This window comes from Flavisolibacter ginsenosidimutans (genome assembly GCF_007970805.1).
In the GTDB taxonomy this organism is placed as follows: domain Bacteria; phylum Bacteroidota; class Bacteroidia; order Chitinophagales; family Chitinophagaceae; genus Flavisolibacter; species Flavisolibacter ginsenosidimutans.
This window is the reverse complement of the sequence record NZ_CP042433.1, coordinates 808,487-833,632: the sequence shown is the minus strand read 5'-3', so window position 1 is coordinate 833,632 and position 25,146 is coordinate 808,487. Positions and strand designations below refer to the sequence as shown.

The following is a 25,146-nucleotide window of genomic DNA, read 5'->3' as shown; positions in this document are numbered from 1 at the left end:
ACCAAATAAAACACCATGGGATTATTTGATCGTTTGCAGAGTGCGAAAAATGAAAAGCTGCAAAAAGAAAAAGAAGAAGGCATGGCCTTCATGCAGGAAAACAAAAGCAAAGAAGGCGTGGTTGAATTGCCGAGCGGCATTCAATACCAAATTTTAAAAGAAGGAACGGGAGAGAAGCCAACCCTCAAAAGCACCATCAAAGCGCATTACCGCGGCGCTTTGCTGAGCGGGAAAGAATTTGATTCTTCGTTTAAACGAAACCAGCCCTTTACCGCAAAGCCCACGCAACTGATTCAGGGCTGGCAGGAAGTGTTGCCGATGATGCCAGTGGGAAGCACCTGGCGTTTATGGCTTCCCTCGCACCTTGCTTACGGCGACAACGGAACCGGCGGCATTCCGGGTGGCGCCACGCTGGTGTTTGACATCGAACTTTTAGAGATTTTATGACACGAATTGAAACGAATTACACGAATTCATTTGCTGGTATTTATCGTGTTCTTTCGTTTATTACTTGCGTTGAGCAATTCGTGTAATTCGTTTAAAATTTGTGTAATCAAATGGAACAAGATCTTCGCTATCCCATTGGCCGGTATGAGCCAAAACCATTTTCGCAGGCACAAAAGGAAGAGTGGCTAACCGACATTCAATTTCTGCCGCAGGCGCTTGAACACGCTGTGAGCAATTTGGACGAAGCGCAACTGCAGACGCCTTACCGCGAAGGCGGCTGGACGGTTCATCAACTCGTGCATCACGTTGCGGACAGTCACTTGAACGCTTACTGTCGTTTTAAACTGGGTTATACCGAGGAGAAGCCGGCTATTCGCACGTACGAAGAAAAGTTGTGGGCCGAAACGGCCGACGTAAAAACCTTGCCCATTAACGTTTCGCTGACGCTGCTTCACGCCTTGCACAAACGCTGGTACGAATTTTTAAAAAGTTTCTCCGACAACGATTTTGCACGAACGGTTTATCATCCCGAACATAAAAAAGAATTTACGCTGTGGCATCTGCTCGGCATGTATGCCTGGCACGGCCGTCACCACGCAGCACACATTACAAGCCTGCGCGAAAGAAAAGGATGGAATTGAAATTTGAGATTATGAAATGGAAAGTTTTAGAATCAACTTATCTGCATAAGGAGCCTTGGTTAACCATTCGCAAGGACAAATGCGAATTGCCGAATGGCAACATTATTCCTTCGTTTTATGTAATGGAATATCCTGAATGGGCCAACGCTTTTTGCCTGACCAAAGAAGGGAAAGTGGTGATGGTAAAACAATACCGTCACGGCATTGGCACCATTGAAAGCGAATTGCCGGGCGGCGTAGTAGAAGAAGGCGAAAGCATGGAAGAAGGTATCAAACGCGAAGTGCTGGAAGAAACCGGTTACTCGTTTCAAAAATTTGAATACCTCGGAAAGATTTGCGCCAATCCGTCCACCACCAACAATTTCATGCACATGTTTCTGGCCACGGGCGGAGAGAAGGTTGCCGAGCCGGATTTAGATCATTCCGAAGAGATTGATGTGGAACTTATGTCAATTGAAGAAGTAAAACAATTGGTTAGAGAAGACAAAATGATGCAAAGCCTGCACGTAAACTGCATTATGTACGCATTGGTACGGTTAGGAGAACTGAAGCTTTGAGTTTTGTCCGCCCTACGTCCATACTAATTATTTTAGTAATTTATGCGTGATTGTTTTAACTTGCGCTACAAACAAATCGCCGCATGTCTTATCCCGCCTCCGTCATCGCACAAGCCTTCGTTGAAAGGGGAATTCAGGAAGGCCGCTTTGTTACGCAAATGAAGTTGCAGAAGATGGTGTATTTCGCTCACGGCTATCACCTGGCCAAATACGGCGAACCGCTGATTATCGAAAAGTTTGAGGCCTGGAAATTTGGTCCTGTGGTGCAGGATATTTATCATACCTACAAGTTGTACGGCAGCGACCCCATTACCGATTTGTATTTTTTGGAAGAGCCGGTGAAAGAAGGCTGGACAAAGAGTTTAGGTGCGTCGGCAAACGATGCGATTAATTATACTTGGAAAGTAACCGATCCGCTTTCGGCCAACGAACTTTCCCGTTGGTCACACCTTGATGGCTCGCCTTGGGCCAAGGTTTACACGCCCGAACAATCGTCTAACGTCATCCCCGACGACAGCATCAAGGCCTATTTTCAAAACATTCTGGCAGAGAAAACGCATGAAGGAGCCGATAAAAGTTAAGCCGCCGGAAGCGTTGCTTGCCGAATTTCAGAACCGCCTTCAAACGGCACAGCCTTCAAAAGTTGATACCGACGAAGCGGCGAAAGAAGAAGAAAAAGAACTGAAAGAAGGCCGCATTCACGAGTTGGAGAAAGCTGCACTGGAACTGCAATTGCTCAAAGCGCAAATCAAAAAATTTGAGGATGACAACGAAGGCAGGAGAGAATTCAGCCGGAGCATTTTTGCGGTAACGGTGGTGTGGATGTTGCTGGTAATGATGGTGGTGTTCCAATGCGCCGGCGGCAAGTGGCATTTGTCCGATTCTGTTTTGATAGCGCTGATTACAACAACAACAGCAACGGTCATTGGCATCTTTATAATCGTGGCAAATTATTTATTTAACAAGGAGAAGTCAACGTAGAAAATTCTTCAGGTTTTTTCCTTGCATATATACTCTTTGCCGTATCGCCTACTTATCATAAAAGGCAGTTATCGCGCGGAAGGCGAGTAAATGCTTCGTGGCGGCCCATCCACAGGCCGCGCAAAAGGCGTTAGCCTTGTGTGCTGCTTTGCGCGGCCTGTGGATAGGCCGCCACTCCTTTACGCCTTGCGACGATAACTCTGTATTATGTTATACGGGTGGGCCTGTGACAAGGGGCGGTTTTGCAACTTTCCTTAGAGGCAAAACCGCCGCCAGCGTGGGCAATCGCGTAGGCGGCTGTTTGTATTTTTTCAACAGCGGAGCATCGGCTTGCAAAGCCGAACAATCGCCGACAGGCGAAAGAGGCAAGGTGCTTTTGCCTCCCAACGCAAAAGCGAAGCCTCGGCGAACTATCGAGGAATGGTTTGTAGATTTAGTTTTTTCTCTACCGAGTCCATACGACGATTTAGTTGTTCGTATTTTGGCTTCTCTATTCGGTTGCTTATTAGTATCGTCGCTATACTTATCATTAAAGCTACTGCACCTGCTATAACTTGTTCTTCCATTTTATCCCATAGTTTGTTCGTGTATGCAGGATTACGCTTAACGATAATGTCGCTACCTTGAATTTCTTGTATGTATTTCCCTGATGAAATCATTTTGTTGGCTGCGGAAACAGCAACCCATTTCTGTACCTCTGATATATTCCCGCTTGCAATTGCTGTCATGTTAACGTAGCCCATCGCGGCTATTTCTTCTTTAGCAGCCTTGATAGTTTCTTCGATTTCGGATAAGGGTAAAAAATCTTTTGGCAACATAAACAGTAGGTGGCTTTAATTCTCTCGAATATACCGCATCAAACTATTCTTTTCGTTCTCACTCGTCGCTCACGCGGTGCGTTGGCAAAAAATACAAACAACGCATAGCTCCTGTGCGGAGCGCCCGTTTAACATAATATAAATTATAGGCTAATGTTGTATATTGCAGAACTAACCAGAAATATCCACTCACAAAGCCGGTTATTATAAACCGGCTTTTGCCTGTAGCCACTAAATAAACTCAATCCTTAAAGGGTCCTTTAAACTCTTTCCGAAAACGTAAATAATCCGGAATGTTCACCCGCTGCACGTAAATATTTTCCGGGTGATGCGCAATGTATTCCTGGTGATAATCTTCCGCCGGATAAAATTTTGTAAACGGCACAATCTGCGTCGCCACTTTATTCTTGTATTTGCCCGAGGAATTAATACGGGCAATTTCCCTTTCAATGATTGCCTTTCCCTGCGGCGTCCGGTAAAATGCAATCGAACGGTATTGCGTTCCTTCATCGGGACCTTGACCGTTCACCTGCGTTGGATCCTGACTGGCAAAAAACGCAGCCACAAGAGTTTCAAACGAAACCTTCGACGGGTCGTAATATACTTGCACACTTTCCGCATGGCCCGTGTTTCCGGTGCTTACTTTATCGTAATCAGGATCAGTCGTCGTTCCGCCGGCATAACCCGAAACCGCGTCCCGTACGCCTTTCAGACTTTGAAAGACAATCTCAGTATGCCAAAAACAGCCTTCGGCAAAAGTTGCTACGGCTTCGTTTTTCGACGGCGGCGTTTTTTCCGGTGCGGGGGCTTTAAAGCTTTCGCCTTTTGTCTGCGCACAGGACGCTAACGAAACGATGATGGCAGTTAAGAAAAAAATCTTTTTCATAAACCGTTTATTGTTTTGCTGATGTTGGCGGCTGACCGCCTTTCGGTACAAAAATTAAAGCGGCCGAATTGATGCAATAGCGTTTGCCGGTTGGTTTCGGACCGTCGTCAAACACATGGCCCAAATGCGAACCGCTTTTACTGTCCACTACCGCAATTCGCGTCATGCCATAACTGTCATCTTTTACCAATAACACGGCGTCTTTGCGAATGGGCGCAAAAAAGCTCGGCCAGCCTGTGCCCGAATGAAACTTCGTTTCGGAACTGAATACAGGTTGCAGAGACGCGGCGGAATAATAGGTTCCTTCTTTGTCAAAGTTTTCATATTTGCCGGTGCCCGCAACTTCGGTTCCTTCCTGACGCAGAATAATATACTGTTCTTTGCCTAGCCGTTTTTTCCATTCGTCTTCGCTCAGTTTCATCGGGTAACTTTGATTTTTTCGGGCGAAGGCCGGCTGCGGCCAGCTTTGATTTTTTTGTTGTGTAAAGCCGGCAAAAGAACTTGTTAGCAACAACGCCATAAAGACGAAAGATTTTGATAAGCGCATGGTTTTTGTTTTTTAAATGAACGCAAAAAAACCAGGCGCGGTTTTTCAACAATTGTTAAAACAACGTAAGCGATTTTGCAGTAGAAAATTACGTGTAAACAATGCAATTTTGATTGGTCATACTAATTAGTTTCGGGCTATGAAAAAATGGAGCAAAAAACAAAAGATTCTGGCTATCCTTCTGCTGGCTTTTTTAGCGGCGCAAGCCATTCGTCCGGCAAAGAACAACGGCTCGCCTAGCGGGCCAAAAGACATAAGCACCGTGGTGGCTGTGCCGGACAGTGTGATGACTGCGCTGAAAAAATCCTGTTACGATTGTCATTCCAACCACAGCGATTATCCCTGGTGGGACCAAATTGCGCCGGTTAGCTGGTGGATCACCAATCACATCAACGAAGGCAAACGCAAATTGAATTTTACAGAGTTTGGCTCTTATCCCGCCAAGAAGCAGGCAAAGAAATTGGATGAAACTGCTGAATTGGTAGAGAAAGGCGAAATGCCTTTGTCTTCTTACCTGTGGATGCACGCCGATGCAAAACTTTCCGAAGCGCAAAAGAAGATGATTGTTGATTGGGCCCGCGCTGCGGAAAAGACAATTCAGCCTTAAGCTATCGTTTGAAATCTGCGGCTTGTTTAAGGTCGCCGGAAGTTGGGACGGCAGGTGCTGTTTGCGCCGGTTGCGGGCTGCTTGCGGGATTGCTCGCGGTCGTTATTTGTCTTACCTCTTGCGGCCGTTGCTTGGGCCGGTAAAACTCGCGGAAGATTAAGCGCAGGCTTTGATCGTAAGTGAGATAACTGTAAATCCAGTTAATGAAAATAATGATGCGGTTCTTCACGCCCAAAATTAAAAACAAGTGCAGGCCCATCCAAATCAACCAGGCGAAGAAGCCGCGTACATGCATCGTTGGTTTCGGAATATCAACTACAGCTTTGTTGCGGCCAACGGTTGCCATCGAACCTTTGTCGTTGTATTCAAATTCATAAACATCGTTCGATTTGCGTTCAAAAAGTTTTAAATTTTTTGCCAGCAAATCGGCCTGTTGAATAGCCACCGAGGCTACTTGCGGATGGCCTTTTGGCCACTTGGCTGTTTCCATGTAGGCAAGGTCGCCAAGGACGTAAACGTTTTGCGAACCTTGCATTAAACAATGCCGGTCGACTTTAATGCGGTTGCCGCGAACAACAAGCGTTTTGTCTATGCCTTCCGGAACGTTGCCTTTAATGCCGGCTGCCCAAATTACCGTATTGGCAGGAATGGTGTTTCCATCGGCAAGCGTTACTTTCTGTCCGTCGTAATCTTTCACCACGTTTTTTGTACGAATGGTGACGCCCAGGTTTTCAAGATAGCGACGCGAGTCTTCTGATGACTTCTCACTCATAGAACCCAGCGTTCTGTCGCCACCTTCCACTAAGTAAATGTTCATCTTGCTAAAGTCAAGCTCGGGATAATCTTTCGGCAGTACGTAACGTTTCATTTCGGCTAATGCGCCGGAAACTTCTACGCCGGTTGCGCCGCCGCCCACCACTACAATGTTCATCAATCGTTGTACGTCTTCTTCGTTTTTTGCCAGCAAAGCATCTTCAAAATTTTGAATGAGCCGGTGGCGAATCTGCAACGCCTCAACCGTTGATTTCATCGGGAAGGTTTGCTGCTCCATCGTTTGGTTGCCGAAAAAATTTGTATCGGCACCCAACGCAAGTATCAAAAAATCATAGCTTAACTCTTCGCTTTCAGTAACGATTTTGTTTTGCGCGGTGTTTATACTTTTCACTTCTTCTACCCGAATGCGAACGTTTTTGCTTTTGTGAAAGGCCTTGCGTAAGGGAAAAGAAATGTTTGAAGCATCAAGCGCGGCTGTTGCCACCTGGTAGAACAAAGGCTGGAATTGGTGGTAGTTGAACCGATCGATCAGCAATACGTCAAAACCGGGATGGTTGTTCAGTTTGCGGGCAAGACGAAGCCCGGCAAAACCGGCGCCAACAATGACAACTTTGTAAGGCATTTTCTTGAGTTTAGATGGCCGATGATAGATGACGGATAACGCTAAAGGTAAACGCAGTCATCTGTCATCTGTAAACCGTCATCCACTCAGTACAATAATCGCACCTTTATGGTATTGGGCACTTCGCGCAGAAGGCCCTCGGCTTTGCGGGAAAGTTGCTTGTCTACGTCCACTACCACGTAACCAATGCTTTCGTTTGTTTTGAGGTACTGGCCCACAATGTTGATGTGATTTGTTGACAAAGCATTGTTGATGGCCGATAAAACACCGGGCACGTTTTGATGGATGTGCAAAATGCGGTGTGCTCCGGCTTGCGGCGGCAACGATAATGCCGGCACCGTGTGCGAACCAAAGGTGATGCCTTTATCAAGGTAGTTCAAAAGTTTGTTGCTTACGTCTTCGCCAATGTTTTCCTGCGCTTCTTCGGTTGAGCCGCCGATGTGCGGCGTCAGAATTACGTTGGGCAAGCCCTGCAAAGGGGTTTCAAAACGGTCACCGTTTTTTTCAGGTTCCACCGGAAAAACATCAATCGCCGCACCGCTTATTTGCCCGTCTTCCATTGCTTTTCGCAGTGCAGGAAGTTCTATCACTTCTCCCCTTGCGTAGTTAATGAGAATAGAACCTTTTTTAAAGTATTTGAGGTTGTTCTTGTTGATTAAATTTTTTGTTTGCGCGGTTTCGGGAACGTGAAGCGTAACCACATCGGCTGTGGAAAGAAGTTCTTTCAACGATTTGCTGTCGGTGGCATTGCCCAACGGCAGTTTTGTTTCTACATCGTAAAAAATAACTTTCATGCCAAGGCCTTCGGCCAGAACGCTTACCTGCGAACCGATGTTTCCGTAACCGATAATGCCAAGCGTTTTGCCGCGAAGCTCGTAGCTGCCTTTGGCTTCTTTCATCCAGATGCCTTTGTGCGCCGCGATGTTTTTATCGGGAATGCGGCGGATGAGCATGATGGCCGCACCAATTACAAGTTCTGCAACGGAACGTGTGTTGGAATAAGGAGCGTTAAAAACCGCCACGCCGCATTGCGTTGCACGGTCAAGATTGACCTGGTTAACGCCGATGCAAAAACAACCGATGGCCTGTAATTTTTTTGCGGCTTCCAAAACCCTTGGAGTGATTTTCGTCTTAGAGCGAATGCCAATAAGGTGAGCGTTTTTCACGGCCTCAATAAGTTCGTCTTCCGGCAAAGCTTTCGTAAGCTTTTCGACTTGTGTATACCCGTTGCGGGTAAAATTTTTCACGGCCTTGTCGCTGATGTTTTCCAGTAACAAAATTTTGATCTTCTCCTTTGGATAGCTTGTGGTCTCCATTTCACAAATATGAACAATAACCCTCAGCGGGCAGGCAATAATTTTCGCCGATGATACGATGTCCAACCGGCATTTTTCCGCTCTCCGCCGAAGGAATGCAAAAGCATACAGAAATTTTGGGCTTGGATTTGTTTTTGTAAGAGATAAGCTGATATTTTTACCCTCTTTACTGAACAAGAACAATCTACGTCTTTTGAAAAACAACCTCATCGCCCTGATTTGTGGAATTGCTATTTACGCCTGCAATTCACCCAAAGCCGAAGTACCGGCACTAAAAGCCCAAAGCTCCACTGTAAAGTTTGTACCCAAAAGCCTGCCGCCGCAAGACAGCATTAAGTACCACAATGCAGTACAGGAAGTGCTGGATAAAAATCTTCTTCGCGGACGGTTTAACGGTTCCATTCTTGTAGCCAAAGATGGTGCTATTGTGTACGAACAATACGTAGGCACGAAAGACCCGCGTATTAAAACAAAGGACAGCATTACAGCCGAAACCTCTTTTCAAATTGCATCAACCGGTAAGACCATAACTTCCGCTGCCGTTTTAAAATTATGGGAAGAAGGCAAGCTGGATATCAACGACAGCGTGTCGAAATATTTTCCGGGTTTTCCATACGCAGGTGTGACGGTAAAAACCTTGCTTGACCACCGCAGCGGCTTGCCGAATTATCTCTATTATTTCGAAACCGAAAAAGGAAAATGGGACCGGAAGAAGCAGGCTACCAACGCCGATGTGTTGAACTCGCTGCTGACATGGAATGTGCCCAAAGCTGCCAACGCCGACAGGCGTTTTCAATACTGCAACACCAATTTTGTTTTGCTGGCGCTGATTGTTGAAAAAGTAAGCGGGATGCCCTTTCCGGAGTTTCTGAAAAAAACATTTTTTGAGCCTTTGGGCATGAATCATTCGTTCGTGATTAGCCCGAACGAACAAGCCGGACACATTCAATCGTTTCAACCGAACAACGCTTTGTGGAGTCTTGATTTTTCTGACGGGCCATACGGCGATAAAAACATTTTTTCTACGCCGCGTGACTTGCTTATTTGGGACCAGGCTTTAACAGAAGGCAAAGTGCTTTCGCCAAAAACACTTGAAGCTGCTTACACACCTTACAGCAACGAGAAGCCGGGGATTCACAATTACGGTTTGGGCTGGCGTATGCTGCTTTATCCAAACAGCAAAAAAATCATCTACCACAATGGGCACTGGCACGGCTTCAATATTGCCTTTGCACGCCTGCCCGAAGAAAAAGCAACCATCATTATTTTCACCAACCGCTTCAATCCCGCGGTTTACAGCACGGCCAAAAAACTCTACGACGTGTTTGGCAATTACGACGGCAAACAGGACGAAGGCGAAGAATGAGCAGCAATTGGCAATCAACAATGGACAACTGAAATTTATTGTCTCTCGCATTCGTCAATAAATTTTGAAGAGATCAAACGGCAACGCTTCGATTGTTAGTTGCCGATTGCCCATTGTTGATTGCTTATTCTAAATTCCTGTTTGCCGTATTTTTAACCGTGCAAATTTTATCTGCCGAACAAATAAGAACCTGGGATCAGTTTACCATTCAGCACGAGCCTGTCGCTTCCGTTGATTTAATGGAACGTGCCGCAGGCAAATGCGTACGCTGGCTAAAAGAGAAGCCCTGGCCAGGAAAAAAATTCCGGGTTTTTTGTGGGAAGGGAAACAACGGCGGCGATGGCTTGGTGATTGCTCGACTATTGTTGCAGGCAGGTTATTCGGTTTCTGTATTTATCCTGGAGTTCGGAAAATTGGGAAGTGAAGACTTTCAAATCAACCTCCAGCGCCTGCACGAATTGCCGTTTGCGGATCTTCATTTCATTCAATCGTCAGAAACCTTTCCTGTTGTTGAACAAGGCGACGTTCTTATTGATGCCTTGTTTGGTTCAGGATTGAACAAACCATTGGAAGGCTTGTCTGCGCAGCTTGTGCAATACCTTAATGATAGCGGCGCTACCGTTGTTTCCATTGACTTGCCAAGCGGTTTGTTTATCGAAAAATCATCCCTCGGCAATGCGGTGATAAAAGCAAATCATACGCTGACGTTTCAATGTTATAAGCTTTGTTTATTGGTGCAGGAAAACGCACCTTTTATTGGCGAAGTCGTTGTACTGGACATTGGCTTGCATCCCGGTTATTTGCAAGAGATTGTTGAATCGCAGTTATTGCTGGATGAAAAAATGATCCGTAAAATATTCCGTCCGCGACAACGCTTTGCGCACAAAGGCAGTTTTGGACATGCGTTGATTATTGGCGGCAGTTACGGCAAAATGGGCGCCGTTGTTTTGTCCACCAAAGCATGTATGTATGCCGGCGCAGGATTGACAACAACCTTCATCCCAAACTGCGGCTACGTTGTCATGCAAACTTCTGCACCCGAAGCCATGTGTCTTGTGGACGAAGAAGAAAAGCATCTCACCAATCTGCCCGATGACATTGAAAAATTTTCTGCAATTGGAATCGGTCCGGGCATGGGCATACATGCACAAACACAGCACCTCCTCTCCTTTGTCATTCGCCGTTATCATAAACCTTTGGTTATTGATGCCGATGGATTGAACTGTTTATCGCTGAATAAAGATTGGATATCACAGCTTCCACCCTACTCCATTCTTACGCCGCACCCAAAAGAATTTGACCGTTTGTTCGGAGAGCACGCAAACGATTTTGAACGCATTCAAAAAGCCCGGCAAAAAGCAAAAGAACACAAGCTTGTTCTTGTTTTAAAAAGCCACCACAGTTTTATTGCCGCGCCGGAAGGGCCTTGTTGTTTTAATTCTACGGGCAATGCGGGCATGGCCAAAGGCGGCAGCGGCGATGTGTTAACGGGTGTTGTTACGTCCTTGCTGGCACAGGGTTATCCGCCAAAAGATGCAGCGATGCTTGGCGTTTACATTCACGGTTGGGCCGGTGATTTTGCAGCCCGCAAATTTTCGATGGAAGCCATGTTGCCTTCACACACAATTGAAGCGCTTGCCGATGTTTTTCTCGTCTTGCAATGATTGATTACAAGCCTGATTAATTAAAATTCCGGAAAAAATTTGCCGTGCCGGTTACATTCTTTCATTGTCTGATTACTGATCTATACAATGCTGAGAAAACAATATCCTTGAAGAACCAACCGGATATCCAAATGAAAAAAACCAATCCAAGCCTGAAAAGCCGTTCCATTCCTTGAAAAACAACAAATCCAATTGTCCGAACAAAACCAATCCAATCATCCTGTCCTTGTACCAATGACTATGAAAACCGCTGTCCAATCCTGAAAAACCGCAGGCGTCCGTCCGTGAAAACCGAATGAAAGTGACGTTATTTTTCGCCTGATAAAAAAGCCGCTTCAATTTTTTGTAGCGGCTTTTTATTTAGAATGTTTTGTTGCAAACTATTTTACTATCACGCTGCCCAATTGGCTTGTCAGTTCCATTTCCATTTGCTTTAGATGCTGGTGCGTTAAAAAAAGCGTCATCTGGCCGGAAGGTGAAGCCTTCTCCATGTCCGCATGATTTTGGATGAGAAGCTTTTTTATTTTTTTCAGTTTCAGATACGTGATGGCCGATATGATTTCCTGTGGTGTACGGTCTTCTTCTATTTTTAAATAATGTTCCAATTCTTTTGCGTTCTCGCGGTTTACAAGATGCAAAAACGTTTTATAATCCTGTTGGAACAAAGACTTTTGATAGCCGGTTGATTGACTCAACTCTTCCTTCCAATGATGGCTTTGTTCGTATTTGAATTGCATGAGCGAAACCGCAAAAGTGCTCAGCTTGTTATCCGGATGATAAACAAAAAAGTTCTTGTCAATCACTTCGCCACTTTCTAAATGGCTTTTGTATTCGTGCAAAATTTGCAGCACGCTTTCATTTTCAAAAAGATCTTCTTCGGGCAGTTCCGAAAAAATATACTGTGCAGTTAGCTCGCCGTTCTCCCACTCGCGGTTGCCGTATTCCAACAACACACGGGCAATTTCACGTTCCTGCAATTCGTCTTTAAAAAGCAGGTTATAAGTATTGTCGTCGTACTCGTTCACCGCGGCTTTCTTCGCGTTTTCTTCAAAGTGCTGCGCTTCTTCAAAAGGCAATTTTTTATCAGAAGCAAGGCGGTTGCGAATGAACTTGTTAACGAGTGCCGTAAAACCTGCTTCGTCAATCTTTAGCGTATCGGCGCATTGCCTTATGTAATCCTGTTGCTTGGTAAAATCTTCGGTCTTGTCAATCTTGGAAAGCGTTTCGGCAACCTGGTTTACTACGTCGGCTTTTTTCGCCCCGTCGTTGCCTGCATCTTTTAATAGAACGTCAAGTTGAAAAAGAATGAAATCTTTTTTGTTCTCCTGCACAAACTCGCGAAAGCGCTTCTCTCCCACTTTTCGCACATAACTATCCGGGTCTTCGCCATCGGGAATCAGCACCAGTTTCACATTCAGGCTTTCTTCCAGGGCCATGTCCAAACCGCGCAGCGCGGCTTTTACTCCCGCCGCGTCGCCATCGTAAATAATGGTAAGGTTAGACGTGTATTTTTTTATGAGGCGAAGCTGGTCTTGCGTGAGTGATGTGCCGCCGCTTGCCACTACGTTTTCAATCCCGGCTTGATGCAGCGACAAAACATCGGTGTAGCCTTCTACCAAAAAACATTCGTCGGCTTTGTCAATGGCTTGCCGGGCAAAATAAGTTCCGTAAAGAAGTTTGCTTTTTACATACAACTCGTTCTCCGGCGTGTTGATGTACTTTGGCGCCTTGTCGTTCTTCTTGATCAGCCTTGCGCCAAAGCCAATCACCTTGCCGCTGTTGTTGTGAATGGGGAAAATAATGCGGTCGCGATAATTGTCCTGCAACTGTCCATTGCGTTCAACCACCAATCCGGTTTTTTGCAAAAGTTCGCTGTTGTATTGTGCCGCAATGGCTTCTTTCGTCAAAGCGTCGCGGCCATCGGGTGCGTAACCCAAACCGAATTTTTGGATGATGTCTTTGTTGAACCCACGTTCTTTCAGATAGCTTAAGCCATTTGTTTGCCCTTCTTCCGTTTCTAACAGTTTCTGCGCATAAAATTTTTGCGCAAAGGCGTTTATGATGAAAAGACTGTCAGCCGTTTGTTGCGCCTGCTTTTGCTCGGGCGAAGTTTCGGTTTCTTCAATCTCCACGTTGTAGCGATTCGCCAGCCAACGCAAAGCTTCAACGTAAGAAAGCTTTTCATGCTCCATTAAAAAAGAAACCGTGTTGCCGCTTTTGCCGCAACCAAAGCACTTAAAAATTTCTTTGGACGGCGAAACGGTAAACGACGGCGTCCGCTCGTTGTGAAAAGGGCAATTGCCAAGGTAGTTCGCACCTCTTTTTTTTAGCTTGACAAAAGAACCAACGACTTCAACAATGTCGAGCCGCGAAAGAATTTGCTGTATGGTGTTTTGTGTTATCACGTTAATCCGGGTTATCCGTTAATCCGGTTATCCGGTTATCCGGAAAAACGGGGAAGTCATTGCTTGCCATAAAGTAAAAGAAGATGTTTAACCCTTTTTCGGTAGCGGCTTCCTTTGCGAATTTGCGACAAATTTTATGTAGGCGTTGAGCATGGCCATAATTTTTTCGGCTTCGTTCAAAAGTGCGGCACAATACTCCACATCCACAATCTGACGGCGCTTGCATTTAGAAAGCCAGGCTTTTGTTTCTTGGACAGAGCCACGTGCATAAAAATAAAATTGCTTGCTCTCTTTGTAAAAATATCGTCCGTAACCTTCGGCAATGTTTTGCCGAAATGGAATCCGCCGCTCTTGTTAGCTGTTTACCGATGGTTTCTTTCTTGTACCAACTCCACGTCTCCACAATACCCCAAATTTTATCAGAAAAAGTTTCGGCTTCATTGTACACGTCAAGTGTTTCCAATGTATAAACATCCATAAGCAGTATTTTAATCAGGAAAAGAACAGCCGCAAATTACGCCCCGGATTACCCGGTTAGCGGTTTACCGGATTAACCCGCAATGCGGCAAATAATTTACGCATTACCCTTTCAAAAAAAATCTTTTTTTCTTTGAAAAGAGGGCTAAATTTAAACTACCATCCATACCGGGGGACATCTGAACAGGAATCTATTTATTAACTTCTAAAACGTTCATCCCATGGTTCAAACAGACATCTCACAGCTTGCAGCAGAATGCGCCGACTGGCGGCAGATTCTTCGCAGTTACCGTGACGAATTTCACAGCTGCGAAAAAGCCCTTCTCGAAATGTGCAAAAAATCACTTTCCAGAAATCACCTCACACAAGTCGAACACTTTCAAAACCAATTCGACATCCAGCTTCAAAACATCCACGACCTGAAGCAGACCATTAAATCACACGAAAAAAAGGTACAACAAGCCGACACGGAAGAAGGCGTTTACGCCGGCCATGAACGCCTGCTGAATGAGTTTCTCAGCCTTGAAAGTACGTTGCAGGAACTCCGCGATGAGTTCAAGAATTTCATCAACAATACCAGTTGTCCATAGCCCTTTCCTCTCCTCTTCCACTTCATACACCTGTGTATGCCTTTCCTTCTATTGCCTCATTTAAAACAAATTTTTTATGGCAGCCGAATTTGATACCTCACACGTAAAAAATATTGTTTTGCTGGGCCATGCCGGCTCCGGCAAAACAACCTTAGCGGAATGCATGCTTTTTGAAGCAGGTCTCATTAACCGCCGCGGCTCTGTTGAAGAAGCCACTTCCGTTGGTGACTATCACCCGTTGGAACAAGAACGCGGCAACTCCATTTTTTCAAAATTGATGCACACCAAATGGCGAGGTTATAAGATCAACATTCTTGATACACCCGGCTACGATGACTTTGTAGGCGAAGTGTTGTCTGCGCTGCGTGTGGCCGATACCGGCGTGATGGTTCTGAATGCCACGATGGGCGTAGAAGTGGGCACCGACATTATTTGGGAATACACCGATAAGTTTAAAACACCGATGATTTTTGCTGTAAACAAACTGGATGACGACTCAGCCGACTTTGACCGAACCGTTCAGGAAGCCAAAGATCATTTTGGTAGTAAAGTAACCGTGGTGCAATACCCGCGGCAACAAGGCGCCGGCTTTCACGAAATCATCGATGTGCTTCGCATGACGATGTACAAGTTTCACGATACCGGTGGCAAGCCGGAAAAGCTGGCCATACCCGATGAGGAAAAAGAAAAAGCCGAAGCCCTTCACAAAGAATTGGTAGAAGCAATAGCCAGCAACGACGAAGCCCTGATGGAAAAATATTTTGACAAAGGCGAATTGGAAGAAGATGAAATGAAAGAAGGCTTGAAGAAAGCCATGATTGCCCACGACATTTTCCCGCTGTTTTGTTTAAGCGCCTTGCGCAACATGGGCAGCGGACGGTTGATGGGTTTCATTGACAACGTGTGTCCCAGCGCCAACGAAATGCCCCCACAAAAAACAATTAAAGGTGAAGAAGTGCCCTGCGATGCTGCCGGGCCTCCTTGTCTTTTTGTTTACAAAACCATTTCCGAACCACACGTCGGCGATCTTTCTTTCTTTAAAGTTTTTTCCGGCACTGTTAAAACCGGAATGGAACTGGTGAACGAATCGAACGGCGTGATCGAAAAAATCAACCAGCTTTTTTTGCTCGAAGGGGCCAAACGCCTCCCTGTGCAGGAACTTGTTGCCGGCGACATCGGCGCTACCCTAAAGCTTCGAAACACCCACGTCAACAACACCCTGCACGCAAAGGGAAAGATGATGGAGTTGCCGCCCATTGAATTTCCAACCGCAAACGTTACGGTTTGCATCGAGTCCGTAAACAAAGGAGAAGAGGAAAAAATGGCCCAAGCCTTGCACCAGCTTCGGGAAGAAGATCCAACGCTCATCATTGAAATGTCAAAAGAGCTAAAGCAAACGCTTGTTCATTGCCAGGGCGATATGCACCTTGCGGTTGCCAAATGGAAAATTGAAAACGGCCAAAAGGTGCCGGTAAAATTTGGCAAGCCAAAAATTGCCTACCGCGAAACCATTCGCAAACCGGCAGAGGCCAATTACCGGCACAAAAAACAATCTGGCGGTGCGGGACAATTTGGCGAAGTGTTCATGCGCATTGAACCGTATTATGAAGGAATGCCTGATCCCTCAGGGCTTACTGTTCGCGGCAGAGAAACTTTCGATTTGGAATGGGGTGGGAAATTGGTATTTTATAATTGCATTGTTGGTGGCGCCATTGATGCCCGCTTTCTGCCTTCTATTTTAAAAGGTGTGATGGAAAAAATGAACGAAGGACCGTTAACCGGTTCGTACGTTCGCGACGTTCGGGTTTGTGTTTACGACGGCAAGATGCACGCAGTGGATTCAAATGACATCTCTTTCAAAATTGCCGGCATTATGGCCTTTAAAGATGCGTTTCAGAAAGCTGACCCACAAGTACTCGAACCCATTTACCAGGTAGAAGTTCTTTGTCCAGAAGAATTAACCGGTGCGGTGATGGGCGACTTGCAAAGCCGTCGCGGCATGGTGGAGGGAATTGACGCGGAAGGACATTTTCAGAAAGTATTAGCGAAAGTTCCTTTGGCAGAAATGCATGGTTTCTCTTCTTCGCTCCGTTCCATTACGCAAGGACGAGCAAAATTTAAAATGCGTTTCGAAAGCTATCAGCCGATGGGATATGAATTGCAGAAGAAGTTGACAGAAGAGTATAACAAATCAGCCGAAGAGGCAATCGCCTGAAGCTGATTTCATTCTCCAATGCCTCAAAGCCTGATTTATTCATCAGGCTTTTTTAGTTTTTGAGCGATAATTGCTTAGCAATAGTTTTAGGATATTGTGTTTTTAAACTTTTTCTGTTTAATTTGTTCCGATTAAAACGAAAACAAGTAAATCCCAATCTATTACCTATGCATGCCTATTTCCGAAATCACCAGCTTTATCTTGCCGAAAGGAGTGATTGGCTGGACCGACACGTTACCAAAACAAGCCAAAGAGCCCTAATGAAGATAGAAAGCTGGAGGTTAATAGCCCAATCCGGCGATCAGGAACAGCAACTTCGTTTGGTAGAAAAGCTTTTAAAAGATTCGCTTTTAACACCGGTTCCCAATCAAACCGTTTTACACAAAGAGGGTTTTTTTCTCTCGAATCTTGACAATTAACCCAAGAAATAGCTCAATAAAAAAATGACCACGTTAACGTGGTCATTTTTTTTATTTGTGGTAAGAAAATATTTAAAGGGCCATGGCCTTTTTTACTTTACGCTCTACCTTCACTTCTACTACTTCCACCTCTTCCTCATTCTTTCTAAAATTAAAAGCCTGCCAAACATGATCAAGGGAAACCAATTCCGTTGTTTCAAAACCCAATTCACTCAGCTTGTTCCAACTGCTCTCCCGGTTTAAATCCGTACTGATTTTAGAAGTTGGCTTTGGATGTGCTACCCACAACTGCGATTCGTATTTAAGGGCCGGCATAATGTCTGCTAAAATGCTGTTGAGCTGGTTTTCACTAACGGTGAAAATTAAGGCAAAATCAATTTTTCTGGATTTTAAAAGCGGAGTAAGATTTTTAGCGAACGAAAGCTTTACAAATTGTTTTTCTATTGATGATGGCAGTCCTTGAATTAAGATGTTTTTTTCGTTTTTCAGATTCAGTTTGTCTAAAATTGTTTGGGACATACTCTGTTTTATTGGTTAATAATCAATAAGAAGAAAAGAACTAAACAGGACTTCTCCATTCTGAAATATGCCGCAAATGTACTACATTCCGCGCCGCGTTCCAACTATTTACCAACGAAAAATCCCGCCACCAGTGGGTTTTAGCGGGATTTTAGCGAATAAGGTTTGTCCGTTTTTAACGGCTTCCGACGGGCTTGTAATACTGCATTGCTTCCGGCATCCATTTTTTAATGTCGGCAATTCTCTTATCATCCGCAGGGTGATCGCTTAAAAGTGCCGGAGGCTTAGAACCTCCTGCTTGCGCCATTCTTTCCCAAAAAGGAATGGCCTCTTGGGGATTGTATCCAGCTAATGCGGCCCATATTAAACCATAATGGTCAGCCTCAGACTCATCGCTGCGCGAAAAGGCGAGCACTCCCAATGTTGAGCCAACACCATAGGATTGTAAGAAAAGGTTCTGTGTTTCAGCAGGTCTTTGCGAAAGAGCGACCGAAAGCGCAACACCACCAAGTTGCTGAAGCAATCCCTGACTCATGCGTGAGTTTCCGTGCTGGAAAACGGCGTGGGTAATTTCGTGACCAAGAACGATCGCCAGAGCGGCTTCGTTTCTTGTATAAGGCAGAAGGCCGGTATAAACGACAATTTTACCGCCGGGCATGCACCAAGCGTTGGCCTCGTTGTTGGCCACAAGGTTGTACTCCCATTTGTATCCTTCAAGCTGCTTTTGAAGTCCTTTCGAAGCAAAGTACTTCTCTACAGCATTCGCCAAACGGCTTCCAACACGGCGCACCATCTCGGCATCCCGGTCTGCTGAAGCGCTTACAACTTTATTTTCCGATAAAAACTGTTGGTACTGCTGGGAACCCATCGACTGGAGTTCGGATTCTGGTAACAAATGCAATTGGGAACGGCCGGTGATTTTGTTCGTCGAGCAGGCGACAACTGTTGCGGCGGCAAAAAATAGGGTCAAAATTTTCTGTACCATTTCAAAAGATTTAATGGTAGAGCAAATTCAATGATTATACCAAAACAAGAAGACAGAGAAAATCTGCAATCGCAGAAAACGTTAATTGCTATTTGCGGTTGCGGCGACGGTCGCGGTGCTTTAAGATGGGAAGGCGGTTTTCATTACCCTTCAAAATGCGGCCGATGTTTTTTTGGTGAGTCAATAAAACCAAAAGAGCCACGGTAATGGCGAAGATGCGGTAAAGCGGCTCAGGCTCGTTGAAAATGACAAGAATAAACACAGGTAAGGCCACGCTTGCTAAAATGGAACTGAGCGAAACCCATCTGGTTAAGTAAAGAACCAAGGCAAAAACACCCACGCAGCAAATAGCGACATTTGGCTGAATCCCCAAGACCATTCCAAACAAGGTGGCCACTCCTTTGCCGCCCCTAAACTCCGCCCAGACAGGAAAAATATGACCCAAAACAGCAGAGAGGCCCAAGCCCAATTGCATGTTGATTAAATAAAAATCGCTCTGTTGCGCATAGGGAAGAAAGAAAACAAGCTTGACTGCAACCAAGGCCTTCAGCATGTCCACAACCATGACAAAAGTTCCCCACTTTGCCCCGAGAACACGGTACGTATTGGTCGCACCGGCGTTGCCGCTGCCGTAATCACGAATGTCTATTCCAAAAAAGTATTTGCTTGTCCAAACCGCAGTGGGTATACTGCCAATTAAGTAAGCGAGGATAATAAGGAACACTTCGTTCATGCAAGTAGTTAACAGGAGAACAAAGATAACAAAACAAGGGAAGGCTTCAAGTTAAATTCATTTTCTCTTCATTGGCCGTTAACAAATAAAAGCGAAAGCCAGCCCTGCTTTTCGCTACGATGCCTGAGTATTAATCCGTTTTGTTCTGCTGTGGCTTTAATGTCCTGCTCATCTCTAATTAAAAGCCCGCTGAACAAAATCACCGCTCCCAGATGCAATGCTTTTACGAGAAAAGGCAAATAGTCCAGAATAACGTTGCGGTTGATGTTGGCAAGAATTACGTCAAATTGTTGAGTGGGAATTTGCGAAGACAAAGAGGCCGTGATTTTTGAGCAGCCGTTTCGTTCAATATTCTCATTTGCGTTTTCCATGCTCCACTCGTCCACATCAATGGCTATAATTTTTGCCGCACCAAGTTTTTCGGCCAGAATAGACAAGATGCCGGTACCGGTGCCAAAATCAAAAACGATTTTGTCTGTGAAGTCCATAACCCGCATCTGTTGCATCATCATGTGCGTTGTGGCGTGATGGCCGGTGCCAAAACTCATTTTTGGTGTGATGACGATTTCGTGTTGAACGCCGTTTACGGGCTGATGAAAATCTGCACGAACCGCAACAAAGTCGCCGACAACCACCGGCTTAAAGTTGCGTTCCCATTCTTCGTTCCAGTTTTTTTCTTCTACTTCGCCAAGTACAAACGAATAGCCTTCCAGAATTTTCAGGACATCATCCTTTGCAAAACCTTCTTCCGAAAAATAAGCCACCAGTTTTTCATCGGTTTGCTCGAAGCCGGAAGGATTGTAATCATCCAGCAGCGCAATCAATTCCTCCTGCTGATATTCGTTGGCTATTATCTCAAGTTTAACGTGTTTCATGCCGTAAAATTAAAAAGGCTGTCGGTTGACAGCCTTTAGCTTTGTAGCGACTTAATTTATTGGTTTTCCGCTTCAGAGTTTTGTTTCGTTGCGTCATCTGATGCTCCCGGGTTGCGTTGCAACTTCGGCCTTTCGCCCTGCGGCCGTTCGTCCCGGCGGTTTTCAAATCGCGGACGGTCATCACGGCGTCTTTCACCTCCCTCGCTTCTGTCGCTTCTTTCCTGCATTCCTTCGGGTTTTGGCAAAAGCACTTTTCTTGAAAGTTTAAATTTCCCTGTCTTCGGATCAGTACCGGTCAGTTTAACCTTTACTTTATCGCCTTCATTTAATACGCCTTCTAATGTTTCCAAGCGCTTCCAGCTGACTTCAGAAATGTGCAACAGACCTTGTTTGCCCGGCAAAAATTCAACAAAGGCACCGTAGGGCATAATTGATTTAACCGTTGCTTCGTACTCGTCGCCTTCAACCGGAACGGCCACGATTCCTTTCACCCAATTGTGAGCTTTTTCTACCTTCTCTTTATCGGTACCAAAGATGCTGACTTCACCCTGATTGTTCTTTTCTTCGATGTTGATCGTCGTTCCAGTCTCGCGTTGAATTTCCTGGATTACTTTACCACCAGGCCCTATCACCGCACCAATAAACTCACGGTCAATGAACATCTTCACCATTCGCGGTGCATGAGGCTTCACTTCGCTGCGGGCTTCGGATATGCAATTGTACATCGCATCCAAAATGTGCATCCGTCCACGGCGGGCTTGCTCAAGTGCATTGCGCATGATCTCCATGCTCAGGCCATCCACTTTAATGTCCATCTGAATGCCACAGATGCCATCTCTCGTTCCGGTTACTTTAAAGTCCATGTCACCAAGATGGTCTTCGTCACCCAGGATGTCGGTCAACACCGCATATTTTCCTTCTTTCGTAATCAGCCCCATTGCCACGCCGCCAACGTGTTTCGGCACGGGAACACCTGCATCCATCAAGGCCAGGGAACCGGCGCAAACCGTTGCCATGGACGATGAACCGTTGCTTTCCAAAACATCGCTCACTACGCGAACCGTATAGGCATAATCGCCGCCGGGCATCATTTGCTTTAACGAACGTTCGGCAAGTTTACCATGACCGATCTCTCGCCGGCTAGCGCCTCTTAAAAATTTTACTTCACCGGTAGAGAAAGGAGGAAAATTATAGTGGAGATAAAACTTCGAATCGAAAGATTTGCCGGCAGTTTCTACCAGCAATTCGTCAAGCGGAGTACCGAGCGTTACAGTTGTAAGCGACTGTGTTTCGCCGCGGGTAAACAAAGCGGCGCCGTGCGGCGTTGGCAACACGTCCACTTCCATATCCAAAGGGCGAACGTCTTCAAGTCCACGTCCATCCAAACGTACACGGTCGTTTAAAATCATGTCTCTCACCACATCGTATTGCAAATCGCCGAGATATTTCTTCACCAGCTTTTTTACATCCGAAGCCACTTCTTCTCCCTCGGGTAGGTTTTCTTCTTTGCTCAAAACGGCAATCAAATCATTATAGATTCCCTTGTACGTTTCTTTTCTTTCTGCCTTTGGCAAATTGCCTTTCGAAAGTTGTTCCATTCTTTCGGTGGCAAACTCGTAAACTCTTTTCTGCAAGACTTCGTTGGTGGCTGGTTTTGGGTAATCGCGTTTGCCCGTAACACCAACCATATCGCGCAGTTCGTGTTGCGCTTTAATTTGAATGCGAATGGCCTCATGCGCCACTTCCAACGCTTTTACCAAATCATCTTCGCTGCATTCTTTCGCTTCGCCTTCCACCATCATAATGTTGTCCTGCGTAGCAGCTATGATGAAATCAAGTTCGGCTCTTTCAATATCTGCACGCGTCGGATTGATTTTGTACTCACCGTCAATGCGGCAAACACGCACTTCCGAGATCACTTCTTTAATAGGAATGTCCGACACCGACAACGCAGCCGATGCCGCGAGGCAAGCCATTGCGTCGGGCAGAATTTGTTCGTCGGATGAAATGAGTGTTACAATCACTTGCACTTCGCAGAGATAATCTTCCGGAAACAAGGGACGAAGCGCTCTGTCAATCAAGCGGGAGATTAAAATCTCCGATTCGCTTAAGCGGCCTTCCCGCTTAAAGAAGGAACCGGGAATGCGGCCAGCGGAGGCCATTTTTTCCATGTAATCTACGCTTAACGGAAAAAAGTCCTGGCCTTCTTTGGGTTCTTGTGTAGCCACCACCGTTGCAAGCAAAATAGAGTTGCCGCAACGTACGGTCACGGCACCGTCGGCCTGGCGGGCCAGTCGGCCGGTTTCAATGGTAATTTCGCGGCCATCGCCTATATCAAATGTTTTTGAGAACTTTTGAGATAACATCTTTTGAATTTGAGATTTGAAATTTGAGGTTTGCGTTATTGCGAACGCTCAACCGTTCAAATGGAAAGTGATTTTGGAAGGAATGAAAACAGGCTGCGTAAAGCAAAAAGCCCTTCCGGTGTCGGAAGGGTTTCTGGCTGTTGCTATAATTATTTACGAATGCCTAATTTTTCAATCAATTCGCGGTAGCCTTGCAAGTTGTGCTTTTGCAGGTAGGAAAGCAAGCGGCGGCGTTTGCCTACCAGTTGCATCAGTCCGCGGTGCGTGGAGAAATCTTTTTTGTTCTGTTGAAGGTGACCCGAAATCTGGGTAATACGTTCGGTGAGCAAAGCAATCTGGCCTTCAATAGAGCCCGTGTTTGTAGCGGTACCGCCAAACTGTGTAAAAATGCTCGCCTTTTTTTCTTTGGTTACTGACATCGTTAACGATTTTGTTCGCGTCCCAATTGGACACTTTTGTTTTTACTTTGTTTTGGCGGCGAAGGTAGGGGAAAATGGTTTTTTTGCCAAGTGGCGAGTACGGTCTTTAAGAATGAGTTAAGATATTGTCTGAACGGGATAAGTGAGATGTATGAGAGGAACGGGATTATTTTATTTCGCTCGTCCCATACATCCAATCAATACCGGTTCAGATAAAATTTGAAAGATATTTTTGCGGTATGTCCGAATTTGATTCTGTTTCAACCGACACAAAAGCCATCCTCGGTTTACAATTGCCTACCGATCCGCGCTGGGTGAACCTCGCACAAATTTCTTTGGAAGAGGTTTTAACCGACCATGCTTACTGCGAACAAAAAGCGGCCACATCCTGCATTTCCCTTATTCAACGATACAGCGAAAAAGAAATCTTGGTAGAAGCATTGGCCCCTATCGTTACCGAAGAATGGGGGCACTTTCGGCTGGTGCTGGCCGAAATAAAAAAACGGGAGTTGAGATTAGGAAAACAACGCCGTGATGATTACGTAAACGCCCTGCTTCTTTTTGTTCAAAAAGGCGGTGATCATCACGGAAGGTTTTTAGACCAATTGCTGCTCATGGCCATGATTGAAGCACGAAGCTGTGAACGCTTTAAACGTTTAAGCGAAGGATTGCAAGACGAATACTTGCGTAAATTTTACCGTCGTTTTATGGAAAGCGAAGCCGGGCATTATGCGCTTTTCATTGAGCTTGCCGAAACCTATGTTGACAAAGAAGCTGTGCGCCGCCGTTGGAAAGAATGGCTGGATTACGAAGCAGAGGTCATTCAGAATCTTCAGGTCCGCGGCGACCGGATGCATTAGTTGATTGGCTTGCGCCGGCATAGGAATACACTACCGCCGTTTCCTGCTGAAAAACGAACACTACTTCCCTTCAAAATAGTTTAACTCCTTCGCAAAATTTAAATAGGGCTGTTCTTGTTGCAGCCGTACCACTTTTTCGTAGTTGGTTTGTAAAAATTTTTTGTGCTGCGCCGAATGCGGATTAAAAGCCTTGTGCTTAAACGCAAGAGTGACTGCATGAATGTCTTCCATCAACTCCTTTGTTTTTCCATCCATGCAAGCATCTACCAACTTCTCCCAAACGTATTGCGTGGCGAAATAATTCGGGTGCACTAAATCCTCCGCGTAAAAACGGTAGTCGCGTAAATCGTCTATCACGAGTTCATAAGCGGGGAAATAATAAAGCCGGTCAAACTTGTTTACCAAATGGTGCACCGCTGAAATCAGCACGGCTTTGCTGCGGTTGTTCTCCACTACACCGTCGCGCAAATGTCGCACAGGACTGATGGTGAAAATGATTTTCAGCTTTGCGTTAAACAAAAACAGCCGGTGAATGAGGTTGTCCAGCACACGCAGCACGTCTTCGGTTGTCAACAATTTCCGTTGAAACCAATCGGCAGGCGCCTTGTGATTGTTGGCCGCAATTGCGCCAACTTTTGCGTTCGTTGCCTTTTCTGTTAAGGTGTAAATCCAAGCAGAACCGAGTGTAACAAAAAGATAGTCCGCTTCTTTTAAGAACTTGTGTGCAACTGCCGTTGAGTTGTTTATTTCTTGCAGGGCTTCATCGGCCGTAAGGCCTGAAAAACGACTGTGATGTTTCCAACTGTGCCATGCTTCGTTGTAAAAAAACAAATCCTTTTCTTCCGTTTGTTTCGCTTCAATGTAAGCGGTCAAAGCTTCCGCAACGCTAACCGGATTGAACAAAATTCCATTGGGATTTTGCAGCGTGGTAAATTTGAAGTTATCAAGTTTTTCACCAATGTTCTCGGTAAAACAAGAACCGATCAGCAAAAGCTTGTGCCGGTGGGTAATAGGTTCCGGTAATTTCTTTATGGTAAACTCAAAACGAAACTTCATT

25 protein-coding genes are annotated in these 25,146 nt (G+C 45.5%); 11 read left to right on the top strand and 14 right to left on the bottom strand.

Annotated elements, in window-relative coordinates; genetic code table 11:
- Nucleotides 1-15 precede the first annotated feature (15 nt).
- From FSB75_RS03470 to FSB75_RS03450, 5 genes are all read left to right on the top strand, one after another.
- The gene (locus FSB75_RS03470; RefSeq protein WP_146782813.1) at nt 16-447 is read left to right on the top strand and encodes an FKBP-type peptidyl-prolyl cis-trans isomerase; all 432 of its coding nucleotides are present in this window, start codon (nt 16-18) and stop codon (nt 445-447) included.
- A gap of 110 nt (nt 448-557) precedes the next feature.
- Nucleotides 558-1,088, top strand: a complete 531-nt coding sequence (locus FSB75_RS03465; protein WP_146782812.1) for a YfiT family bacillithiol transferase — start codon at nt 558-560, stop codon at nt 1,086-1,088.
- An 11-nt stretch (nt 1,089-1,099) separates the two neighbouring features.
- A complete protein-coding gene (locus FSB75_RS03460; RefSeq protein ID WP_146782809.1) occupies nt 1,100-1,645 on the top strand; it encodes an NUDIX hydrolase in 546 nt (181 codons plus the stop codon).
- Between the two features lie 83 nt (nt 1,646-1,728).
- Nucleotides 1,729-2,226: a Panacea domain-containing protein gene (locus FSB75_RS03455; protein ID WP_146782807.1), complete on the top strand. Its 498-nt coding sequence runs from the start codon at nt 1,729-1,731 to the stop codon at nt 2,224-2,226.
- Nucleotides 2,204-2,626: a hypothetical protein gene (locus FSB75_RS03450; protein WP_146782804.1), complete on the top strand. Its 423-nt coding sequence runs from the start codon at nt 2,204-2,206 to the stop codon at nt 2,624-2,626. Before FSB75_RS03455 ends, FSB75_RS03450 begins: the two co-directional genes overlap by 23 nt.
- A 410-nt stretch (nt 2,627-3,036) precedes the next feature.
- On the opposite strand, the gene FSB75_RS03445 is transcribed toward FSB75_RS03450, so the two are convergent.
- From FSB75_RS03445 to msrB, 3 genes are all read right to left on the bottom strand, one after another.
- On the bottom strand, nt 3,037-3,444 hold the full coding sequence (locus FSB75_RS03445; protein ID WP_146782801.1) for a hypothetical protein: 408 nt from the start codon (nt 3,442-3,444) through the stop codon (nt 3,037-3,039).
- Nucleotides 3,445-3,685: 241 nt separating this feature from the next.
- Nucleotides 3,686-4,330, bottom strand: coding sequence for a peptide-methionine (S)-S-oxide reductase MsrA (msrA, locus tag FSB75_RS03440; protein ID WP_227990754.1), 645 nt, complete (start codon nt 4,328-4,330; stop codon nt 3,686-3,688).
- Nucleotides 4,331-4,337: 7 nt separating this feature from the next.
- A complete protein-coding gene (gene msrB, locus FSB75_RS03435; protein ID WP_146782798.1) occupies nt 4,338-4,877 on the bottom strand; it encodes a peptide-methionine (R)-S-oxide reductase MsrB in 540 nt (179 codons plus the stop codon).
- Nucleotides 4,878-5,016: 139 nt separating this feature from the next.
- On the opposite strand from msrB, the gene FSB75_RS03430 reads away from it, so the two are divergent.
- Complete coding sequence (locus FSB75_RS03430) at nt 5,017-5,484, top strand: heme-binding domain-containing protein (RefSeq protein ID WP_146782795.1); 468 nt, start codon at nt 5,017-5,019, stop codon at nt 5,482-5,484.
- Nucleotide 5,485: 1 nt separating this feature from the next.
- Here FSB75_RS03430 and FSB75_RS03425 read toward each other — a convergent pair whose 3' ends face one another.
- Nucleotides 5,486-6,880: an NAD(P)/FAD-dependent oxidoreductase gene (locus FSB75_RS03425; RefSeq protein ID WP_146782792.1), complete on the bottom strand. Its 1,395-nt coding sequence runs from the start codon at nt 6,878-6,880 to the stop codon at nt 5,486-5,488.
- Nucleotides 6,881-6,966: 86 nt separating this feature from the next.
- Entirely contained in the window at nt 6,967-8,196 is a 1,230-nt protein-coding gene (serA, locus tag FSB75_RS03420) for a phosphoglycerate dehydrogenase (protein ID WP_146782788.1), read from the bottom strand.
- Between the two features lie 193 nt (nt 8,197-8,389).
- Between serA and FSB75_RS03415 the strand changes: the two genes are divergently transcribed.
- Nucleotides 8,390-9,562 carry a serine hydrolase domain-containing protein gene (locus FSB75_RS03415; protein ID WP_172623051.1) on the top strand — a complete coding sequence of 391 codons (1,173 nt, stop codon included), beginning with the start codon at nt 8,390-8,392 and terminating at the stop codon, nt 9,560-9,562.
- Between the two features lie 158 nt (nt 9,563-9,720).
- Complete coding sequence (locus tag FSB75_RS03410; RefSeq protein ID WP_146782782.1) at nt 9,721-11,226, top strand: NAD(P)H-hydrate dehydratase; 1,506 nt, start codon at nt 9,721-9,723, stop codon at nt 11,224-11,226.
- 380 nt (nt 11,227-11,606) lie between these two features.
- On the opposite strand, the gene dnaG is transcribed toward FSB75_RS03410, so the two are convergent.
- Together dnaG and FSB75_RS22335 are read right to left on the bottom strand one after the other, a co-directional pair.
- Nucleotides 11,607-13,631 carry a DNA primase gene (gene dnaG / locus FSB75_RS03405; RefSeq protein ID WP_146782779.1) on the bottom strand — a complete coding sequence of 675 codons (2,025 nt, stop codon included), beginning with the start codon at nt 13,629-13,631 and terminating at the stop codon, nt 11,607-11,609.
- An 87-nt stretch (nt 13,632-13,718) separates the two neighbouring features.
- Entirely contained in the window at nt 13,719-13,955 is a 237-nt protein-coding gene (locus tag FSB75_RS22335; RefSeq protein WP_394345166.1) for a four helix bundle protein, read from the bottom strand.
- 374 nt (nt 13,956-14,329) lie between these two features.
- On the opposite strand from FSB75_RS22335, the gene FSB75_RS03395 reads away from it, so the two are divergent.
- Together FSB75_RS03395 and FSB75_RS03390 are read left to right on the top strand one after the other, a co-directional pair.
- The gene (locus tag FSB75_RS03395) at nt 14,330-14,698 is read left to right on the top strand and encodes a hypothetical protein (protein WP_146782776.1); all 369 of its coding nucleotides are present in this window, start codon (nt 14,330-14,332) and stop codon (nt 14,696-14,698) included.
- Nucleotides 14,699-14,774: 76 nt separating this feature from the next.
- Nucleotides 14,775-16,913 (top strand): elongation factor G, encoded by a 2,139-nt coding sequence (locus tag FSB75_RS03390; protein WP_146782773.1) that lies wholly within the window; start codon nt 14,775-14,777, stop codon nt 16,911-16,913.
- A gap of 491 nt (nt 16,914-17,404) precedes the next feature.
- Here the strand turns inward: FSB75_RS03390 and FSB75_RS03385 are convergent, their stop codons facing one another.
- The 6 genes from FSB75_RS03385 to rpsO form a co-directional block, all read right to left on the bottom strand.
- Nucleotides 17,405-17,851, bottom strand: a complete 447-nt coding sequence (locus FSB75_RS03385) for a hypothetical protein (protein ID WP_146782770.1) — start codon at nt 17,849-17,851, stop codon at nt 17,405-17,407.
- 175 nt (nt 17,852-18,026) lie between these two features.
- Nucleotides 18,027-18,836, bottom strand: a complete 810-nt coding sequence (locus tag FSB75_RS03380; RefSeq protein WP_146782766.1) for a M48 family metallopeptidase — start codon at nt 18,834-18,836, stop codon at nt 18,027-18,029.
- 88 nt (nt 18,837-18,924) lie between these two features.
- A complete protein-coding gene (gene plsY / locus FSB75_RS03375) occupies nt 18,925-19,569 on the bottom strand; it encodes a glycerol-3-phosphate 1-O-acyltransferase PlsY (RefSeq protein ID WP_146782763.1) in 645 nt (214 codons plus the stop codon).
- Between the two features lie 68 nt (nt 19,570-19,637).
- Nucleotides 19,638-20,444, bottom strand: coding sequence for a 50S ribosomal protein L11 methyltransferase (gene prmA / locus FSB75_RS03370; RefSeq protein WP_146782760.1), 807 nt, complete (start codon nt 20,442-20,444; stop codon nt 19,638-19,640).
- Nucleotides 20,445-20,500: 56 nt separating this feature from the next.
- Complete coding sequence (gene pnp / locus FSB75_RS03365) at nt 20,501-22,810, bottom strand: polyribonucleotide nucleotidyltransferase (protein ID WP_146782756.1); 2,310 nt, start codon at nt 22,808-22,810, stop codon at nt 20,501-20,503.
- A 149-nt stretch (nt 22,811-22,959) separates the two neighbouring features.
- The gene (gene rpsO, locus FSB75_RS03360) at nt 22,960-23,229 is read right to left on the bottom strand and encodes a 30S ribosomal protein S15 (RefSeq protein ID WP_146782753.1); all 270 of its coding nucleotides are present in this window, start codon (nt 23,227-23,229) and stop codon (nt 22,960-22,962) included.
- Between the two features lie 239 nt (nt 23,230-23,468).
- On the opposite strand from rpsO, the gene miaE reads away from it, so the two are divergent.
- Entirely contained in the window at nt 23,469-24,089 is a 621-nt protein-coding gene (miaE, locus tag FSB75_RS03355; RefSeq protein ID WP_146782750.1) for a tRNA-(ms[2]io[6]A)-hydroxylase, read from the top strand.
- A 60-nt stretch (nt 24,090-24,149) separates the two neighbouring features.
- Here miaE and FSB75_RS03350 read toward each other — a convergent pair whose 3' ends face one another.
- Nucleotides 24,150-25,145, bottom strand: coding sequence for a GSCFA domain-containing protein (locus FSB75_RS03350; protein WP_146782745.1), 996 nt, complete (start codon nt 25,143-25,145; stop codon nt 24,150-24,152).
- Between the last annotated feature and the right edge of the window lies 1 nt (nt 25,146).

Coding starts and splice junctions, on each gene's coding strand:
- rpsO (WP_146782753.1), bottom strand. CDS start 23,229: ATGTCAGTAACCAAAGAAAAAAAGGCGAGCATTTTTACACAGTTTGGC.
- FSB75_RS03385 (WP_146782770.1), bottom strand. CDS start 17,851: ATGTCCCAAACAATTTTAGACAAACTGAATCTGAAAAACGAAAAAAAC.
- pnp (WP_146782756.1), bottom strand. CDS start 22,810: ATGTTATCTCAAAAGTTCTCAAAAACATTTGATATAGGCGATGGCCGC.
- msrA (WP_227990754.1), bottom strand. CDS start 4,330: ATGAAAAAGATTTTTTTCTTAACTGCCATCATCGTTTCGTTAGCGTCC.
- prmA (WP_146782760.1), bottom strand. CDS start 20,444: ATGAAACACGTTAAACTTGAGATAATAGCCAACGAATATCAGCAGGAG.
- FSB75_RS03465 (WP_146782812.1), top strand. CDS start 558: ATGGAACAAGATCTTCGCTATCCCATTGGCCGGTATGAGCCAAAACCA.
- msrB (WP_146782798.1), bottom strand. CDS start 4,877: ATGCGCTTATCAAAATCTTTCGTCTTTATGGCGTTGTTGCTAACAAGT.
- FSB75_RS03430 (WP_146782795.1), top strand. CDS start 5,017: ATGAAAAAATGGAGCAAAAAACAAAAGATTCTGGCTATCCTTCTGCTG.
- FSB75_RS03425 (WP_146782792.1), bottom strand. CDS start 6,880: ATGCCTTACAAAGTTGTCATTGTTGGCGCCGGTTTTGCCGGGCTTCGT.
- FSB75_RS03380 (WP_146782766.1), bottom strand. CDS start 18,836: ATGGTACAGAAAATTTTGACCCTATTTTTTGCCGCCGCAACAGTTGTC.
- FSB75_RS03460 (WP_146782809.1), top strand. CDS start 1,100: ATGAAATGGAAAGTTTTAGAATCAACTTATCTGCATAAGGAGCCTTGG.
- FSB75_RS03445 (WP_146782801.1), bottom strand. CDS start 3,444: ATGTTGCCAAAAGATTTTTTACCCTTATCCGAAATCGAAGAAACTATC.
- miaE (WP_146782750.1), top strand. CDS start 23,469: ATGTCCGAATTTGATTCTGTTTCAACCGACACAAAAGCCATCCTCGGT.
- FSB75_RS03395 (WP_146782776.1), top strand. CDS start 14,330: ATGGTTCAAACAGACATCTCACAGCTTGCAGCAGAATGCGCCGACTGG.
- FSB75_RS03390 (WP_146782773.1), top strand. CDS start 14,775: ATGGCAGCCGAATTTGATACCTCACACGTAAAAAATATTGTTTTGCTG.
- FSB75_RS03455 (WP_146782807.1), top strand. CDS start 1,729: ATGTCTTATCCCGCCTCCGTCATCGCACAAGCCTTCGTTGAAAGGGGA.
- FSB75_RS03450 (WP_146782804.1), top strand. CDS start 2,204: ATGAAGGAGCCGATAAAAGTTAAGCCGCCGGAAGCGTTGCTTGCCGAA.
- FSB75_RS03470 (WP_146782813.1), top strand. CDS start 16: ATGGGATTATTTGATCGTTTGCAGAGTGCGAAAAATGAAAAGCTGCAA.
- serA (WP_146782788.1), bottom strand. CDS start 8,196: ATGGAGACCACAAGCTATCCAAAGGAGAAGATCAAAATTTTGTTACTG.
- FSB75_RS03350 (WP_146782745.1), bottom strand. CDS start 25,145: ATGAAGTTTCGTTTTGAGTTTACCATAAAGAAATTACCGGAACCTATT.
- plsY (WP_146782763.1), bottom strand. CDS start 19,569: ATGAACGAAGTGTTCCTTATTATCCTCGCTTACTTAATTGGCAGTATA.